At 35.2% G+C, this 17,700-nt stretch carries 9 protein-coding genes; 7 read left to right on the top strand and 2 right to left on the bottom strand.

The window, feature by feature from the left end; translation table 11 throughout:
- The first annotated feature begins 46 nt into the window (after window positions 1–46).
- Complete coding sequence (locus IE051_RS15595; RefSeq protein WP_189362338.1) at window positions 47–2,965, top strand: PEP/pyruvate-binding domain-containing protein; 2,919 nt, start codon at window positions 47–49, stop codon at window positions 2,963–2,965.
- Window positions 2,966–2,970: 5 nt separating this feature from the next.
- A complete protein-coding gene (locus IE051_RS15590) occupies window positions 2,971–4,215 on the top strand; it encodes a serine hydrolase (protein ID WP_189362337.1) in 1,245 nt (414 codons plus the stop codon).
- Here the strand turns inward: IE051_RS15590 and IE051_RS15585 are convergent.
- Both IE051_RS15585 and IE051_RS15580 read right to left on the bottom strand, forming a co-directional pair.
- Window positions 4,205–6,949 carry an MFS transporter gene (locus IE051_RS15585; protein ID WP_189362336.1) on the bottom strand — a complete coding sequence of 915 codons (2,745 nt, stop codon included), beginning with the start codon at window positions 6,947–6,949 and terminating at the stop codon, window positions 4,205–4,207. The genes IE051_RS15590 and IE051_RS15585 overlap by 11 nt on opposite strands.
- Window positions 6,950–7,023: 74 nt before the next feature.
- A complete protein-coding gene (locus tag IE051_RS15580) occupies window positions 7,024–7,938 on the bottom strand; it encodes a serine hydrolase (RefSeq protein WP_229796841.1) in 915 nt (304 codons plus the stop codon).
- 606 nt (window positions 7,939–8,544) lie between these two features.
- Here IE051_RS15580 and IE051_RS15575 point away from each other — a divergent pair.
- From IE051_RS15575 to IE051_RS15555, 5 genes are all read left to right on the top strand, one after another.
- Window positions 8,545–10,617, top strand: a complete 2,073-nt coding sequence (locus IE051_RS15575; RefSeq protein ID WP_189362335.1) for a M3 family metallopeptidase — start codon at window positions 8,545–8,547, stop codon at window positions 10,615–10,617.
- A gap of 414 nt (window positions 10,618–11,031) precedes the next feature.
- A complete protein-coding gene (locus IE051_RS15570) occupies window positions 11,032–11,685 on the top strand; it encodes a DsbA family oxidoreductase (protein WP_189362334.1) in 654 nt (217 codons plus the stop codon).
- A 277-nt stretch (window positions 11,686–11,962) separates the two neighbouring features.
- Window positions 11,963–13,117, top strand: a complete 1,155-nt coding sequence (locus IE051_RS15565; protein ID WP_189362333.1) for a DUF3800 domain-containing protein — start codon at window positions 11,963–11,965, stop codon at window positions 13,115–13,117.
- A gap of 471 nt (window positions 13,118–13,588) precedes the next feature.
- Window positions 13,589–13,981, top strand: coding sequence for a DUF302 domain-containing protein (locus IE051_RS15560; protein WP_189362332.1), 393 nt, complete (start codon window positions 13,589–13,591; stop codon window positions 13,979–13,981).
- Between the two features lie 362 nt (window positions 13,982–14,343).
- Window positions 14,344–17,607: a WD40/YVTN/BNR-like repeat-containing protein gene (locus IE051_RS15555; protein WP_189362331.1), complete on the top strand. Its 3,264-nt coding sequence runs from the start codon at window positions 14,344–14,346 to the stop codon at window positions 17,605–17,607.
- Window positions 17,608–17,700: the final 93 nt, after the last annotated feature.

The raw sequence follows: 17,700 nt of genomic DNA, 5'->3' as shown, positions 1-17,700 counted from the left end.
TATGAAACTGTAAAATACTATGGTCTACATTAAAAAAACGTTTTCTATGCTTTTATTATTACCAAAATTAAAGAATCTTGCTATCCTAACATTCAGTATCTTTTTTGGCTTTCAATTAAGTTTTTCTCAAAATCATTCTCCAGAAAAAATAAAAAAACAGATTGAAGGTTTCAAAAAAGACAGTAGAGGTCCATACTATAGAATACAATGGTTTTGCAATGATGGCTCTATTCGCGCACCCAAAGATTATTGTCCAGATGATGTTGGTGGTATTCAACATGCCACATATAAACCAGAGATTGAAGAACTTGAAGATAATCACGAGCTTTACTTTGGGAATATTTTAGCCTATAACGAGCATGAAACATTTTGGGATTCAAATCATAATCACAGCAGAATTAAACAATATCAAATAGTTAAATATTTACAAAGTGTCGATGATGGTTGGATATACAGACGTGGACAGTACTATCGTGGTGCCATGCAATCTGAAGATGAGCAAGAATGGGGTATAAATTTTTATCAATGGGTATTGGATCAAAACAATATATCTGGCAACTTCTTTTTACTTAAACAATCCTTAAAAGATATACCGCATTCAGGTGATTCCAATTTAGCACAAAAAATGAGAAGCGAATCAAAAGTTTTGGCTGAAGAGGTTGCTTCTTTTATGAAAATTAGAATTAAAATTCATGGCAATCCGGAAATAAAAGATATTCAAACGGTAAAAGATTTTGTTGCCGCAAACAGTTCAAAGTTAAGTACGAGCCAAAAGCAAGATTTTGAAACGCTTATTTCTACAATGACGGACTATTATAAGCCAATAGATTTGTCAACCATACAAGATAAACTCAATAATTTTTCAAGTGACCAGCAGTCTGCAATTAGTAAACTACTCTCCAAATATAACAATGGTTTAAGTCCAAAGGAAAAAGTACAGATACTTGCTCCTGTCATGTTTTATATAAGATCCAATTTCGATGCGTTTAATTCGGCAAAAGCAAAACTCTCAGCATTAGATATCTCTAATAAACTTGAGAACACAGTTTTCCAAAACGCTCAAGAATGGGTCCCTACAAGTTTAAAAGAATTGCTTGAAAAAATAGATACGCTCGCTAATATTGCCGCTTCAACAGGACTTATAGAACTATGGGAATATGAAAGAATAGCACCTACGTTACGTCAGTATCAAAAAGCCAATCAACTAACCATTACAAACCTTAATGAGGTACTTACCAATTCCAGAGGTGTCGTAGAATGGAGTTCATTAATGGTAAAAGCCAACTATTCTGAAATTGTAGAAACATACATGACGTTTGAACCTTTAGCCTATGGATTTATCGATGATAGAATTCGTTCTTCCATTGCTTTAGATCTAGGTAATAGTGTCTCCCAATTAGGTAATTTCATTTCAAAAAAATCTGCAATTAATAATGATGTTGCCGATGTAAAAAAACAAGCAACCATTAGAGGATTAAATCCTGGATACGCTTATGGTGAACTGTTAGTAGTACAGGGATCCATTGATAATATTGATTTTAAAAAAGACAATATTTATGTGTTTGACAGGCCGCCTTCAGGTTTAAAACCTGTAGCGGGAATCATGACCGTTTCTGAGGGCAACTTAGTCTCTCATGTGCAATTATTGGCTAGAAATTTAGGCGTTCCCAATGCGGCATTATCGCAAGATAATCTTGATGATTTGGTAAAGTATAACGGCAAGAATATGTTTTACGCGGTATCTCCAAAAGGTAATGTGATCCTTAAAACTGAAGATAAAATGACTTCAGAAGAAAAAAAATTATTTAGTAAGGTTGAAAGAAGTAGCAATAAAATCACTGTACCCGTAGATAGAATTCAACTCGACCAAACAGATATTTTAAATATGCAAGACGTTGGAGCATCAGATTCCGGTAAATTATGTGGTCCTAAAGCCGCTAATCTTGCGCAATTAAAATCTATTTTCCCAGAGCATGTTGTTAATGGCTTTATTATACCATTTGGAATTTTCCGAAAGCACCTGGACAACCCAATGAAGGGAGAAAATAGCTCCTATTGGGAGTTTCTAACCAACACCTATAAACAGTGTGAGGTTATGAAAAAAGAAAGTAAAAGTGCTAGTGAAATTGATCAATATCAATTTTCACGTTTAAGTAAGTTAAGAACGGCCATAGAGGCTATGGAATTAAATGCCGACTTTATTGCCCAGTTAAGATCTCATTTTCAAAAGGCCTTTAACACACCTATTGGAGAAACGCCCGTTTTCTTACGAAGCGACACCAATATGGAAGACCTCAAAGAATTCACTGGAGCTGGTCTAAATTTAACGCTGTTTAATGTGAAAACTGAAAATCATATCATCAATGGTATTAAAGAAGTTTGGGCGTCTCCTTATACAGAACGCAGTTTAAAATGGCGCCAAAAGTATCTGCTAAATCCCGAGTATGTATTCCCTTCAATTTTAGTTATTCCGGGCGTTAATGTAGATTATTCAGGAGTTGTAGTGACCACAGGAATAAACGCTGGAAAAAAGGACGATCTTACCATTGCGTTTAGCAAAGGTGCAGGTGGTGCCGTTGATGGGCAAATAGCTGAAACAAGAAATGTCGCCAAAGATAATGATCAATTATTGTCTCCTTCTAGAGAACCCGCTTATGTAAGTTTGCCCCAATCTGGAGGTGTTGAAAAAAAATACACCACTTTCGAAAAACCCATCTTATCTCCAAAAAACATTCAAACCATAAGAGATATGGTGAAACAAGTTAGAAAGAAAATGCCTGAACAAACAGGTTCAGATTATAGAGGGCCTTATGATATGGAAATGGGCTTTAAGGACAACAAACTATGGTTATTTCAAATTCGACCTTTCGTAGAGAATAAAAAGGCTAAAAGTTCCGAGTATTTAAACGCCATAACTCCAAAAACAAACACGAATCAAAAAATTAATTTAAACTTAAAACTATAAGACCTATGCTTAAAACATACTTTTATACTCTAGGGATTCTAATAAGCACTCTTGGTTTATACCCCATAGATGGCTATTTAACAACAAAAATAGCACGTTTAGTTTATGTTCAAAAAGCGGTTAATAGCGATAAACCATATACTAGAATTCCTGAAGGCGCACGTTTAAAACTTGCGGATATCAAACTAAATTTAACAGATGAAAACAATGAATCTTTAGAAGGACTGCTGCAGAAAGACGAAGCTTTTACAAAGGCCATTCGCCATGTTATTCCTAGCGGGAATTATTCACTTACGGCGTTAGACATGACTGATCCTAACAATTTGAAGTACGCAGCGTACAACGAAAATAAAGGGTATCAACCAGGAAGCGTAGGCAAGCTTGTTGTTCTTAATGCCTTTTTTACGGAATTAAAAAAGATTTACCCCAATTCCTGGGATAAACGCACAAACCTCCTGCGCGAAAAACGTGTCGCATCTGGAATTTTTGGAACTGGAGATCATCACACAATTCCAGTTTATAACATAGAAACAGAAAAGCTTGTAAAACGTAAAGTCGTCTCCAGTGATGTTTTCTCGTTATATGAATGGTTAGATCATATGGTTTCTGTTAGTAATAATGGTGCCGCAACGGTGGTATTTAGAGAGGCCATGCTTATGAATGCTTTTGGCAAAGACTATCCCAACTTAACAGACGATGAGGGCTTAGAATTTTTTAAAACAACGGCGAGGGACTCATTAACGAATCTTGCTCATGATGTCGTAAATCTCCCGTTAAGAGATTTAGGCATTAGCAGTGACGAATGGCGTTTAGGAGGCATGTTTACCCATGCATCTAGCAAGTATGTTGGAAGAAAAGGAGGTAGCCAAGCCACGCCTAAAGGATTAATGAAATTTCTAGTTTTACTAGAACAAGGTAAAATCGTTGATGCGGACACCAGTCTAGAAATGAAGCGATTAATATACCTAACAGATCGACGTATTCGTTATGCACAGTCACCCAAATTAAATGATGCAGCGGTCTATTTTAAATCGGGAAGTTACTATAAATGTGATCGCGAAAAAAACCCAGACTGTTCTGATTATGAAGGCAATGTGTTTAATTATATGAATTCCGTAATCATTGTTGAACACCCCAATGGGACTAAATATATGGTATGTTTAATGACCAACGTATTAAATCATAACTCTGCATGGGCACATTTAGATCTGGCTAATAAAATAGATGACATTATTAATATTAAGCCTTAGCTTGTAATACCTTGATGGCCAATTTTGAAATGGTGTCGTTATTATTAGTGGTTAATCTATTAAGAGCATCCATATAAGGCCTTTTGTCCTTGATAAGCATTATAAGATTTAGTGCAGCAGTTTTCGTATTATGGGCACCTCCTTTGAGTAAAAAGTTTAAACAGGTTTCCTCTGAGTTTATAGTTTGTTGCAAACCGCTTAAGTCAACTGGCTCGTTTTCCTGAATAAAATGATATTCCAGTAACGGCATTAAGTCCGTTTTTAAACCTTTATGTAAAAAACTATCTAAGAATTCTATGGCATTAATTTTCACACTTTCTGACTGGTCTTTTAAGCCATAATAGGCAATTTCCATATCGTCCTTATTTAATACTAAAGTGAGTTCCTCAAAAATAGCCTTCATACTAAATTCTAATTCATGGTTTAACATTGAAACCAGTTGCTCTTTCTTAATTTGTAGTTCTATGTTACCTGCTTCAGAGTTATCCATGGTTTCAGATAAGATGCAAATCATACCTAAACGTTCTCTATAAAAGTCACACTCAAATTGCACCGCTTTTAAAATGGTAGCCTTTTTAAATTTTATCCCATGGCCTTTAAAATGTAAATGGGTTAAAGTTCTAGCGCCTTCAAATCTGATAAATGCGTCGTTAGAACGCAGTAATTTCAGAAGTGTTTTTAAGGAGGCTTTTGACCGTATGGATGCTATAACTTTTGGAAAATGTTTTCTAATATCATTATCAAGACGCTCCTTTTCATCGAGCTTCAAAATATAACTTGGGATTTTCTTTCCAAAACGCTGTAAAGCTTGGATGGTAGTATCTCTGATTGCGTCAATATTTAAAGCTAGTAAAACCGGTTTGATAAAACCGATATGTTGTGATAGACCAGCTGCCTTTATAGCGTGTTCTTTTACATAAATATTTTTGCTGAGCAAATAATCATTTATAAAATAAAAGAATTCCGAATTTCTTGCATAGCCAATAGTCACTAATAATTCGGCAATTTCTTCCTGTGGTAGTTCCAATTGTGAATCATTAATTTGATCTAATTTTTGCTTAATACGTTGATGTAAGTTGAATCGTTTAACAAGGTATTTGTTATCTAATGCAAGTTCTGCCAAACACAATAAAGCGGCATCAGCAATATATGGTTTGCTATGGTCTAGATAGTCTTCAAAAAGGGTTTTATCGTCTAGGCTCGTATGCAAAAGGAGATACTCCATAGCTTCGTATATCACCTCCGGGTCATCATTAGTTTCAACAAGGTCTTTTATTTTACTTAAAGCGGCATCATGCTTAAAGAAGTAAATTTCTTTTATAGCTGCAGCTTTCACCAAATTAGATGGATGATCTAAGAGCTTTATGATATAAGGCTCATGTTTTTTTGATATGGAATCTCCCAAATTTTCAAGCAACTCAAGTATTTCTTTTTCAGATCCTTTGGTAAGTACTTCTATAATAGAAAACTTTAATGGCTTAGTATCTTCTTCCGGATGCTCTTTATCAAAACGACTAATGCCTTTCAGTATATTCTTTTTAAAGGAATCAAAATAGGCGCCCCTTAATTGATAAATGAGTACAATCCAAACAAATAAAAAGAAAAGAATAATCACCGTAATATAACGCGAATGCAGGTCGAGTTCCTTAACCACAAAAATGAGTAAAAACCCTGCGATACCCGTTGCAATACTATCTACAACCACATCTATAAACGACTTAGCGATCTTCTTATCTTCATAAGGCACTGGCATAATGGCGAGCTCTATGGCGGCCTTATTAATAGACTGTTTAAAACTTGAGTCTTGTCCTTTTAATAACACTAAAACCCATAATTCTGGAAATACTAAAAATAACAAGCAGCCAAAAGCAATCCCTAAAGGCAGTATTAACAGGTTGCTAGTAACACCAAACCATGCTAATAATCTGTTTGTCAAAAACAACTGAATAATAAGGGAGATAACATTAAAGGTAGAAAACCAAAAACCAAAAAAGGCCGCTAATTCATGGGAATCCGTAATTTTTATATGTGCGAAATCACTAAACTGATAATCTACCAATTTAGCCATAATAACAGATACACCAACAGTTAAAGCCAAATACGTGAGGTGTTTTGATTTGAAAATTACCTTAAGTACAGACTTCTCCTGTTGCATAGTATTACTATGAGCATCCTTTGGCGGTTTAACCATGTTATGCGGTCTATGGTTCCAAACCCATAGGAGAATAGGAATACAAAATAAAATGAGCAGTGATGCCAATAGAATCACATAATAAGACCCAAAGCTTTCGGCTAAAATAGATGTAATATACCCTCCAAAAATACCGCCTGCAATAGCTCCCGAACCAATAAAGCCAAACAAACGCTTTGCTTCACGCACATTATAAACCATATTCGCAATGATCCAAAATTGAGAAGTGACCAGCACCCCAAAAAGAGAGATACTTAAATAATAGGCGTATAAAATATAGTCATGTGTTATATGTGCGTATAAGAGGTAGCCTAATAAAAAGAAGATACCACTAAAAAACACAAGCGAAATAACGGTTATAACTTTTATGCTTACAAACCGCAATAACCTGTTGTAAAAATAAGATGTTAAAATGGCGAGTACCGCAACAAGCAAATAGGCTGTTGGCAGTTCCTCAGAACCCAGATGAGATAAGAATAAAGCATTAATTGTAGGTTTTACTAAAAGTAATACAGTTATAATTATAAATATATATAACTGCATGTAAAGGGCTATTTTAAGCTCTCCATCCCGTATATGAAAGGTTTTTTTTAGCAGATCTACCATGGTCTAAGCTATCATTCGCTATTTACGGATTTAGACCTTTCTATGGCTAGTTCAACAGGCTTAACCACATTTCTAATAATTTGCTCCCCCTGGGCATCTTCTATCAATACCACAAGAATATACCTTCTATCCGGGCCCCAAACCAAAATTGAATCGGCGTGATAATTTTTCCAAGTACCCGATTTACGGTATAGTGTTGCATTAGGAGCAATGGAACTAATGGTGTTTACAAGCTTATGATTAAGCTTTGGATCTTTCAATATATCAAGCATTTCTTTAGACCGGGCATAGTTAATCAATTCACCATAAACTATAAGATAATAAAAATTAGCGGCTTGATAAGCTGTAGCTGCATGACTTAAGCCTTTTAAAGGGTCTGGGTAACGTCTTCCGCTTGAAGCATACCGCTTCCCTACCCAAAGTCCGCCACCTGTATCTTTATTATATAATGGTATTTCTGAACGCTGTAAAACATCATCAATTTTTTCATAACCAACGAGGTCTATCATCTTAGTTGCCGCTGAATTGCTAGACTTACTAATCATGAGTCTTAAATCGGCTTTCAAGCGTTCTGTATCCGCAACTTCATTGTTTTCAATGGCGTGCATTACAGCAAAGAGAATGGCTATTTTAGGAAGACTTGCCGAATACATCATGTAATCATCGTTAATGCCTGCATATTTTACATGACTTGAATCTTTGAGATCAACAACGGCAATGGTCATCTTCTTGGTGTCAAGCAATTTTTTCCATTTCGGGTTGGCAAATAATTCCTCCTGCAAATGCTGTTGTAAGGCAGTACTTTTATGCGTATTCAACGGGCTAAACACTTGATTTTTTAGAGGTAATTCAGGTTGTGCTTTGGCAACATAAACAAACATTACTAATAATAAATAAAGGCTATATCTTAGCTTGTTCGTCTTCAATAGGATGAGGTATTGCTGTTTATTAGATTGATAATAATAACAAATATAATTGAATTCCACCCTTTTATGGTTTCCCCTTGCATTTTTTGCCCTCAATACCAGCTCATTTATACTATTTGAAACAATACGCAGGGCGCATTAAAACTCTTGATTGACGCCTTAGTAAGCCAATGTATATTACTCTCTTTGCCTCAACAGGACTTTAGATGCTTTCACTTGGTAAAAAAGACGCTTCACCTTTTTTTATCAAAACTAAAAGGGCAATGGCAAGTATATTTGAATAGAAATTAGAACATAAAGCATTAGTTTAAGAATATAATTTCGAGAGGCTTAACTCGTAAAAACATAAGCACATAGTAAAGTTTTCATATGGTTAGTTTGGTTAGTTTAAAACCGCTCAGTTTTCTCAAAGGCTGAGCGGTTTTTTTGTTAAGAGTCACAATATTCTATTTAAAACGAACTTATTAAAAAAAATGTTTTACATTCTTTTACTTTAATTTAAAAACTATAAATTCGCTTTTACATATAATTTAGCAAGTTTAAACTAACAAATACATACAATAGTGTAATCTCCCTAAAACTTAAATACGCATCAAATTTGTAATTATGAGAACTAAACTGATTCTACTTTTTCTAACAGCACTTTGTATAGGCTGTGCTACTGAAACCAAAACAAAGTTATTAGAGATGTCTGTGGACAACCCTTTTAAAGTATCACTAAATCAACTCATTGCTTATGCAAACGTAACAGCCAATCATGTTGAAGAATACGTAAATGTATCTATTGAAAATGCAAATGAAGGTATTAAAATAATAAAGACTCTAGACCAATTGAACTTTGAGAACACCTTTGAAGATTATGATCATATTAATAACGCATTAAGAAAAGCCTATAGCAATGCTTTTATGCTCTATTGGGTTTCAAATGATTCGTTAACAAGAGCAAAAGGCTTGGAAGGCTCTCAAAAAATCAACTCTTTATTTACTGATTATCGTTCGGATAAAGCTTTATTTGAAAAACTACAAACCTTCGCAAACTCAGATGAAGGAAAAGCTCTTGAAGGTGTTAAAAAAAGCCTAGTATCAGAATTGATTGAAGGATTTAAGCAATCTGGTGTTAATCTTAACCCCGAAGATTTAGAAACCTATAAAAGCCTTTCAAAAGAAATAAACACCCTAACTTCTCAGTATTCAATAAATATGAATTCAGCTAATGAGACTTTAGTTTTAAATGAACAAGAAACTGACGGTTTACCTGAAAACTTTAAAGACAAATACCGATTGGAAAGTGGTAATTATGAGATCCCTGTAATAAACGCCACCGCCGGACCTGTTATGAGCAATGCTAAAAACGAAAAGGTCCGAAAAGATTTTGCTGTAAAAAAAGCCAATATTGGTGCTGACAAAAATCTAGTCATTTTAGATTCCTTGATTAGTAAACGCTATCAATTAGGAACTTTAATGGGTTACCAGTCTTACGCAGGCTATAACCTAAAACCAAAAATGGCAAAAACACCAGAAAATGTATGGAATTTCATAAATGGATTAGTAGCAGAATCTAAAGCCAAAGCATTGAAGGATATTGAAGAGTTAAAAGCCTTTAGGAATAAAAATCAAAATACTCCTGGTGACGATAGTCCTTTAAATCCATGGGATATTAGTTACTACTCTAATCAACTGTTAAAAACTGAATATCAAGTAGATTATGAGAAAATGCGTGATTACTTACCAATGGATGCTTGTTTGGAAGGTATGTTTGACATGTACCAAGAACTTTTAGGATTAGAATTTAAAAAAATTCAAAATCCTTCAGTTTGGGATGAAAGTGTCGAGCTGTATGAAGTTTATGAAAACAATAAATTAAGAGGTCGTTTTTATTTAGATTTGTATCCACGACCAAATAAAGAATCCTGGTTTTATGGTGTAGGCTTGACTTACGGCAGTAAAACAAAAAATGGTTATGAACTTCCTTCGGCCATGTTACTAGGCAATTTCACTAAACCTACAGACAAATTACCATCACTACTCAGTTTCCGAGAACTTAGCACCTTATTTCATGAATTTGGTCATATTGTAAATTACATGTCATACGAAGGAGATTATTCTATTTTATCAAGGCCGAAAAGCGATTTTTCTGAAGCTATGTCTCAAATTTTTGAAAACTGGATCGATGATTATTCCATTTTAAGTTCATTTGCTAAACATTACGAAACTGGTGAGGTATTTCCAAAAGCATTATTTGATAGTAAGGAAAAAGCAAAAAATGTGAATTCGGGAATGGGCGCGCAACGCTCTCTAAGACTTTGTATTTATGATATGAATTTATATGATAAGTATAATCCAGAGAATCCAATTGACACTGATAAATTATGGAAAGATATTGATACCCAAATGGGCCTAATGTCTAATTATATTGAGGGCACACACCCCCAAGCCAACTGGATTCATATCAACACCCATCCTGTTTACATGTATGGTTACCTCTGGTCTAGAGTATACGCTCAAGATATGTTTACTGTATTTGAAAAAAACGGACTCAGAGATACTGAAACAGGCATTAAATACCGTAAACTAATTTTAGGAAACGGCAGTCAAAGAGATATTGTAAAAGCTGTTGAAGAGTTTTTAGGAAGACCATCAGATAATAAGGCGTATATCAAGAGTTTGGGTTTAGAATAGACTTTACTTCGATAAAAGATTAGAAATATATAGGGTACAATAACTCAGGTGCAATTCTGGTCATTTTAACTGCGCATTGAGACGTTTCGCTATATTTTAGATAAAATAAAAAACTTACCATACGTATATTTGAATAGAAATAAAAAGTAAGATATCATTAGTTTAAAGAGCATTTTAACTCATTAAATTAAGAATAGATAAGTTTTCATATGGTTAGTTTGGTTAGTTTAAAACCGCTCAGTTTTCTCAAAGGCTGAGCGGTTTTGGTTATAACAGGAAGTATTGAGACACAAACGTTGGGTACCATTACTTTTTACGACTTATGATTAGAAGTTCTTACTATAAGAACTATAACAAAAAAGAAATAGCACTGAGTGTATTCAGACGATTTTAAATTGAAATAAAAGAATAATTATGACTGATAAATTAAAAATAGATATTGTTTCTGATGTGGTTTGCCCATGGTGTACCATTGGCTATAAACGTTTGGAAAAAGCGATTACAGAACTCGGTATTCAGGACCAGATAGAGATCACATGGCAACCTTTTGAGTTAAACCCTGCTATGCCGCCTGAAGGTCAAAATGTACAAGAGCATATTGCCGAAAAGTATGGCGCTACTTTAGAACAGCAAAAAGCCTCACAGCAGCAAATGGCAGAAGCTGGTGCTGAACTTGGTTTTACATTTGATTATTATGATGACATGCGCATGGTCAATACCTTTGAAGCGCATGTATTATTGGAGTATGCCCAAAAATTTGGCAAACAAACGGCTCTAAAAATGCAATTAACAAAAGCCTTTTTTAGCGAAAGAAAAGATGTTTCTCAAAAAGCTATTTTAAGGCAAGCCTTGCTAGATGTTGGGCTAAATGCTGAAGAAGCCTTATCACAATTAGATAATGATGAAGCTCGTCTCGCCGTAAGAAGCAAACAGGACTATTGGCGAAATTTAGGGGTCAATTCTGTCCCAACCATCGTGTTTAACAATAAAAGCGCGGTCACCGGGGCTCAACCTGTACCTGTTTTTAAAGACGTCCTCACAGAACTTTTAGAAACCAAAGTAATTTAGCCTTTTGGCATAAGTCTATTTAATACATCTAAAACCGCGCAGTCTTCTTAAAGGCTGTGCGGTTTTTTTTGTTCGCTTTTCTTCTTGTACAACCTATGACTTATTTACCTGAAACTTGTATTAGAAAAAGGTTTTCAACTTTTAATAGTTGACAACTTTTCTTTCATATAATGTGGTAAATAATGACTTTCTGTGCTTAAAAACATAACTTCGCATATCGCCTGATATAAGCCATTAAAACGGACGTATATCATTTAAAGTTAGCATTAATTAAAAAATGAATACAAAAGCATTTATATATTTTGATGAGTTTGGAAACTCCCACCTCGACACAGAATCGAAAAAAGGAACTTTTTCCCATTTTATATATACTGCTTTTGTAATTGACGGTAATGATTTAGAAAAAGCAAAAGACATTAGAGAAGAACTATCTAAAAAGTACAGAGAAGGTTCTCCACTAAAATCCAGCAAACTAAATATAGATAACCGTCTGGCTATTATATCAAAAATAAAAGAAGTTCCTTTTGCAATATTTAGTCTCGTAATTGACAAACGAAAAATTGACAACAAGAATCTTGAGGATAAAACTGTTTTTTATAAATTTTTTCAGCGACTGTTTTTAACTCAATTCGTTGAGAAATACGAAAGCTTTGAAATATATTTTGATAAACTTGGTGGTCAAGAATTTCAAAATAGTCTTAGAAATTATATTTCAAATAGAGTTTTTTCACCTACCCTTTTTAATCCTGACAGAAAGTATGTAATTGCTGATGACAAATTCGAAGAACCATTAATTCAACTTGCTGACTTATTCTCTGGTTCGGTTGGTAAAATTTATTGCACTAGCCACAAGGATAAAAATGCTGATAAAATTTTTGATGCTATTAATGACTGCCTTTTTGTCGATTTTTTCCCAAACTCCACTTCTCAATATTTGGGGAAATACAACAAGGAACTCGATATTTCAGATAAAAAAGTAGCAAAGTTATGTATTGATATAGTACAAAAAAAACTAAGCCAAAATGAAACATCTATTGAGGAATCAGAACTTCTGAAACACCTATTATTGGTGTTTAAGACAGACCCGTATAGGCTTGCAGAAACTCATGATTTAGTCGATATAATAAGAAGAGTACATCCTAAAGCCACAGTAGAATATGTAAGAGAAATAATCTCATCTCTTAGGTATAAGGGAATAATAATAGTTAGTATTGAAGGAAAATACGGATACAAAATACCAAACAAGAAAAATGATTTAATTGGTTATTACAATAGATACCTAAAGAGTATTATTCCTATGCTCAAAAAAATGAGAATAGCGAATGAAACTATACGAAAGGAGCATTTTGATATTGATATTTTTAACGAACATGAAAATTTTCACCTGATTCAGAAGTTTATCAATGTCTTAGAATATGAAAACATAGAATAAACTAATGCCAACAATGTATATGAAATAATTGCCCCGCCTATCGGCAGGCCACGCTTCATACACTAACCGATAGGCGTAATAGGACTTATATTTCTTTAAAACCACAGCTACCTATCTCACTAGTACCTCCAAACATTACACCAACCCTTTAGGTCATTTCAAATAGTTTATTGGTCGTTTCACCTGGTTTCTATCAAAACAACTTGCATGCTTGATGTATATTTGAATAGAAATAAAAACAAAAGCACAATTAAAAGAGAAGCCTAACTCAATAAAATGGCTCATAATAGTAAAGTTTTCATATGGTTAGTTTGGTTAGTTTATAAAACCGCTCCGTCATCTCAAAAGGCCGAGCGGTTTTTATATGACCTAATTTCTTTTAAACTATGATACCAATCTCACCCCATTATTCCAGCCCGATACTGCTCACTTTTTATTATATTTAAACCAATCCATTGTAAAAAGATATTTATGAGCTATTATTTTAATACCGTCTTAAAAGGTAGACGTTTCGATGAAGCTATTGAACAGGTGACTGAAGCATTAAAAACAGAGGGGTTTGGTGTATTAACTGAAATTGATGTACAAGACACCTTAAAAAAGAAAATTGATGTCGACTTCAAAAAGTACAAAATCTTAGGGGCCTGTAATCCCCATTTTGCACACAAAGCATTACAAAGCGAGGATAAAATTGGGGTTTTATTGCCTTGTAATGTCGTTGTGGAAGAACATGACAATGGTGAGATTGAAGTCTCTGCTGTAGATCCAATGGCTTCCATGAGTTCAGTTGAAAATAAAGATTTAGGCGGCCTAGCTGCTGAAGTTCAAGCAAAGCTTATCAAAGTTATTGAGCAACTTAACTGAAAACATATTGCTGCAAATCCATTACCATAGCCCCCTGCATGTATTAGAATACTTAAGCTTCATTGACTTAGAATTACACTGCTCTTACAAGCTCTACGACCATTGATAGCCTTAGTTAATCACCTCTAAATAGGGGTACACGGTGATTTCCCAGGTATACCGCATGTACTAGGTATTTGCCCAGAGGATAAAAAGAGATGCTTCTACAAGTACTTTTTAATATCATTCTATCTAGTTTTTAGTTTGGATTGTATTTGTTAAATTAGTTGAATAATCCATTTTACTTCCCAATTACGCATATGCTATACATAAAACGCACGGGACCTACGCAATCTTTAACCCACAAAAAATCATTCAAAATCATGACAAAAATTAGAACTATTCTTTGTTTAATTTTCCTTATTGGTCTAAATCCCTTCACAAGTTATGCTCAAGATGCAAAGCAAGAGGACTCAGAAAACGCAGTTTTTAAAGGCTTAGCTTTAAGAAGTATTGGACCGGCATTTATGAGTGGTCGTATATCAGATATTGCTATTCATCCAAAAAATGAAAACATATGGTATGTGGCGGTTGGTTCAGGTGGGGTATGGAAAACAGAAAACTCAGGAACCACTTGGAAACCTATTTTTGAGAATGAAACCTCCTACTCCATTGGATGCGTTAGCATAGATCCTAATAGACCAGAAACTATATGGGTAGGCACTGGTGAAGATGTTGGCGGACGCCATGTTGGTTTTGGTGATGGGGTTTATAGAAGTACCAACGGCGGTAAAACATGGACCAATATGGGTCTTAAAAAAACACAACACATTTCACGGGTGATTGTGCACCCTGAAAACAGTAATGTCATTTGGGTAACCGCGCAAGGCCCACTTTGGAACAAAGGGGATGAACGCGGCTTGTATAAGAGTATCGATGCCGGTAAAACTTGGACAAAAACACTTGGGGATGATGCATGGACTGGTGTTACCGAATTAGTTTATGACCCCAGAAACCCAGATAGAATGTATGCCGCTACCTGGCAACGTCATAGAACGGTAGCCGCTTACATGGGTAATGGCCCAGGATCTGCATTATATCGCAGTGATGATGGCGGTGATTCCTGGGAGAAATTAACCAATGGTTTACCTAAAACTGGTTTTGGAAAAACAGGCTTAACTATTTCGCCGCAAAATCCAGACGTGCTATATGCTGCTCTTGAATTAGACCGCAAAAAAGGTGGTTTATACCGCTCTAATGATGGCGGAAGTTCTTGGACAAAACAATCTAATACAATAACGGGGGGTACAGGACCGCATTACTATCAAGAATTATTTGCTTCACCACATCAAAAAGATCGATTGTATCTTATGGATAATACCATGCAAATTTCTGAGGATGGCGGAAAAACCTTTTACAGAATGAATAACAAAAATAAGCATGGGGATAATCACGCCATCGCTTTTAGAAAAAATGATCCTAATTACCTTTTAGTAGGAACCGATGGGGGCTTATACGAATCCTTTGATTTAACCAAATCATGGAAATATATTGAAAACTTACCCGTGACGCAATTCTATAAACTCGCCGTTGATGATGCAAAGCCCTTTTATAATATTTACGGGGGAACACAAGATAACAGTACCGAAAGAGGTCCGTCGCGCACAAACAACCTTCATGGCATTCAGAATAGTGATTGGCGTGTAGTTTTAAATTGGGATGGTCACCAACCGGCTACCGAACCCGGAAATCTTAATATTGTATATGCTGAGCGTCAAGAAGGCACACTGTCGCGTTTAGATATGAAAACGGGAGAAGCTGTAGACATTCAACCTCAACCTGAACCAGGGGACGCTATTGAGCGTTTTAATTGGGATGCACCAATTTTGGTAAGTCCTCATAAACCTTCAACTATTTATTTTGCTTCCCAACGCGTTTGGAAATCGGAAAACCGCGGTGATTCTTGGACCGCCATATCTGGAGACTTAACTAAAAACGAAGAGCGACTTACATTACCCATAATGGGCAAACAACAATCTTGGGACAATGCTTGGGATGTTTATGCCATGTCTAACTATAATACCATTACATCGCTTTCAGAATCACCTCAGCAAAAAGGTCTGATTTATGCAGGAACTGATGATGGCTATATTAACATTACCGAAAATGACGGCGATAATTGGCGACAAATCAAGGTAAGTCAATTACCAAATGTACCAAGTACTGCCTTTGTAAATGATATTAAAGCCGACCTACATGATGCGAATGTTGTATATGTGGCTTTGGACAATCATAAGTATGGGGACTTCAAACCTTATTTATTCAAAAGTACTAATAAAGGAAAATCATGGAAATCGTTATCAGATAATATTCCAGACAATCATTTAGTTTGGCGCTTGGTTCAAGATCACATGGCTCCTAACCTATTATTTATAGGTACTGAATTTGGCTTATTCTTTTCAGTGAATCATGGTGTAACATGGACGGCTTTAAAAGGTAATGTGCCCACAATTTCTTTTAGAGATTTGGCCATACAAAAAAGGGAAAATGATTTGGTAGCAGCATCTTTTGGTCGTGGTTTTTATATTCTTGATGATTTTTCGGCTTTAAGACAGGTAACAGAATCTGATTTAAATTCTGAAGCGAAATTATTTCCTATACGAGATGCCTGGTGGTACATTGAGCAGTCGCACCTAAGTTTTGAAAAAGACAAAGGAAGTCAAGGTGACTCGCACTTTGTAGCAGCTAACCCTGAGTTTGGGGCTATCTTTACCTATTACCTAAAAGAGGCGCCCATAATGAAAAAAAAGGAGCGCCAAACCAAGGAAGAAAGTCTTAAAAACGACAACATTCCTTTTTCAGGATGGGAAGCCCTAGAAGCGGAAAAACTTGAACAAAAACCTCAGCTTATTTTTGTAGTAAAAAACAAATCTGGCGAGGTAGTAAGAACCATTTATAAAGATGCAAAATCTGGGGTGAATAGAACCGCCTGGGATTTAAGATATCCTAATCATAATCCCATAGCACTAAAAGAAGGAAAACCGAAGAACATTTCAGATCAAAATAAAGGATTATTAGCTGCGCCCGGGGTCTATACTACATCCATGTATTTGGCACATAATGGCTCGGTAAAACAGCTCGACCAACCTGTAGAATTTAATGTCAAACCTCTTTATAAAGGATCTCTTGAAGGGGCGTCACCAGAAGAAGCTTCCGATTTTTGGCGTACTTATGAAGCTACCGCCAAAAGAGCTAGTGCCATAGATAAAGCCCTAACCAAAACCGAGCAAAAAATAAAAGCTATGTCTAAAGCCTTAATGCAAAGTACAGTACATCCTGAGCAAGGTCTGGTTAAATTGGAAGCCGTAAAAAATCAATACAATACGTTAAAAACGGCGTTCTATGGTAACCAGGCAAAACTAGAAATAGGAGAAAAAAACCCACCCACTGTAATGGAAAAGATTTTCACTATTTATCTGAGTTTGGGTCGTTCTACCTATGGACCAACAGAAACGAATAAAAAGCAAATTCAAATTATAGACCAAATGATATCAAAGGCAGAAGATGAATTAAGTGGTATTCAAAAATCTTTAGATAGCTTAGAAGATGTATTGAACGCTTCTCATGGTCCTTATATCGATGACTAATTAGAGAAGTAAACTGTGTATATTTAAAGAAGAGAAAAAGGGAGTAATACCATTTAGGACCATATGGACTATGCGTAATTCTAAAAATATAGA

The organism is Algibacter mikhailovii, from assembly GCF_014651495.1.
Classification (GTDB): Bacteria; Bacteroidota; Bacteroidia; order Flavobacteriales; family Flavobacteriaceae; genus Algibacter_E; species Algibacter_E mikhailovii.
This window is presented reverse-complemented; position numbering and strand designations above follow the sequence as displayed.

Excerpts from the sequence above, each read along its gene's own strand:
- IE051_RS15595 (WP_189362338.1), top strand. The coding sequence starts at position 47 with ATGCTTTTATTATTACCAAAATTAAAGAATCTTGCTATCCTAACATTC.
- IE051_RS15590 (WP_189362337.1), top strand. The coding sequence starts at position 2,971 with ATGCTTAAAACATACTTTTATACTCTAGGGATTCTAATAAGCACTCTT.
- IE051_RS15585 (WP_189362336.1), bottom strand. The coding sequence starts at position 6,949 with ATGCAGTTATATATATTTATAATTATAACTGTATTACTTTTAGTAAAA.
- IE051_RS15575 (WP_189362335.1), top strand. The coding sequence starts at position 8,545 with ATGAGAACTAAACTGATTCTACTTTTTCTAACAGCACTTTGTATAGGC.
- IE051_RS15570 (WP_189362334.1), top strand. The coding sequence starts at position 11,032 with ATGACTGATAAATTAAAAATAGATATTGTTTCTGATGTGGTTTGCCCA.
- IE051_RS15565 (WP_189362333.1), top strand. The coding sequence starts at position 11,963 with ATGAATACAAAAGCATTTATATATTTTGATGAGTTTGGAAACTCCCAC.
- IE051_RS15560 (WP_189362332.1), top strand. The coding sequence starts at position 13,589 with ATGAGCTATTATTTTAATACCGTCTTAAAAGGTAGACGTTTCGATGAA.
- IE051_RS15555 (WP_189362331.1), top strand. The coding sequence starts at position 14,344 with ATGACAAAAATTAGAACTATTCTTTGTTTAATTTTCCTTATTGGTCTA.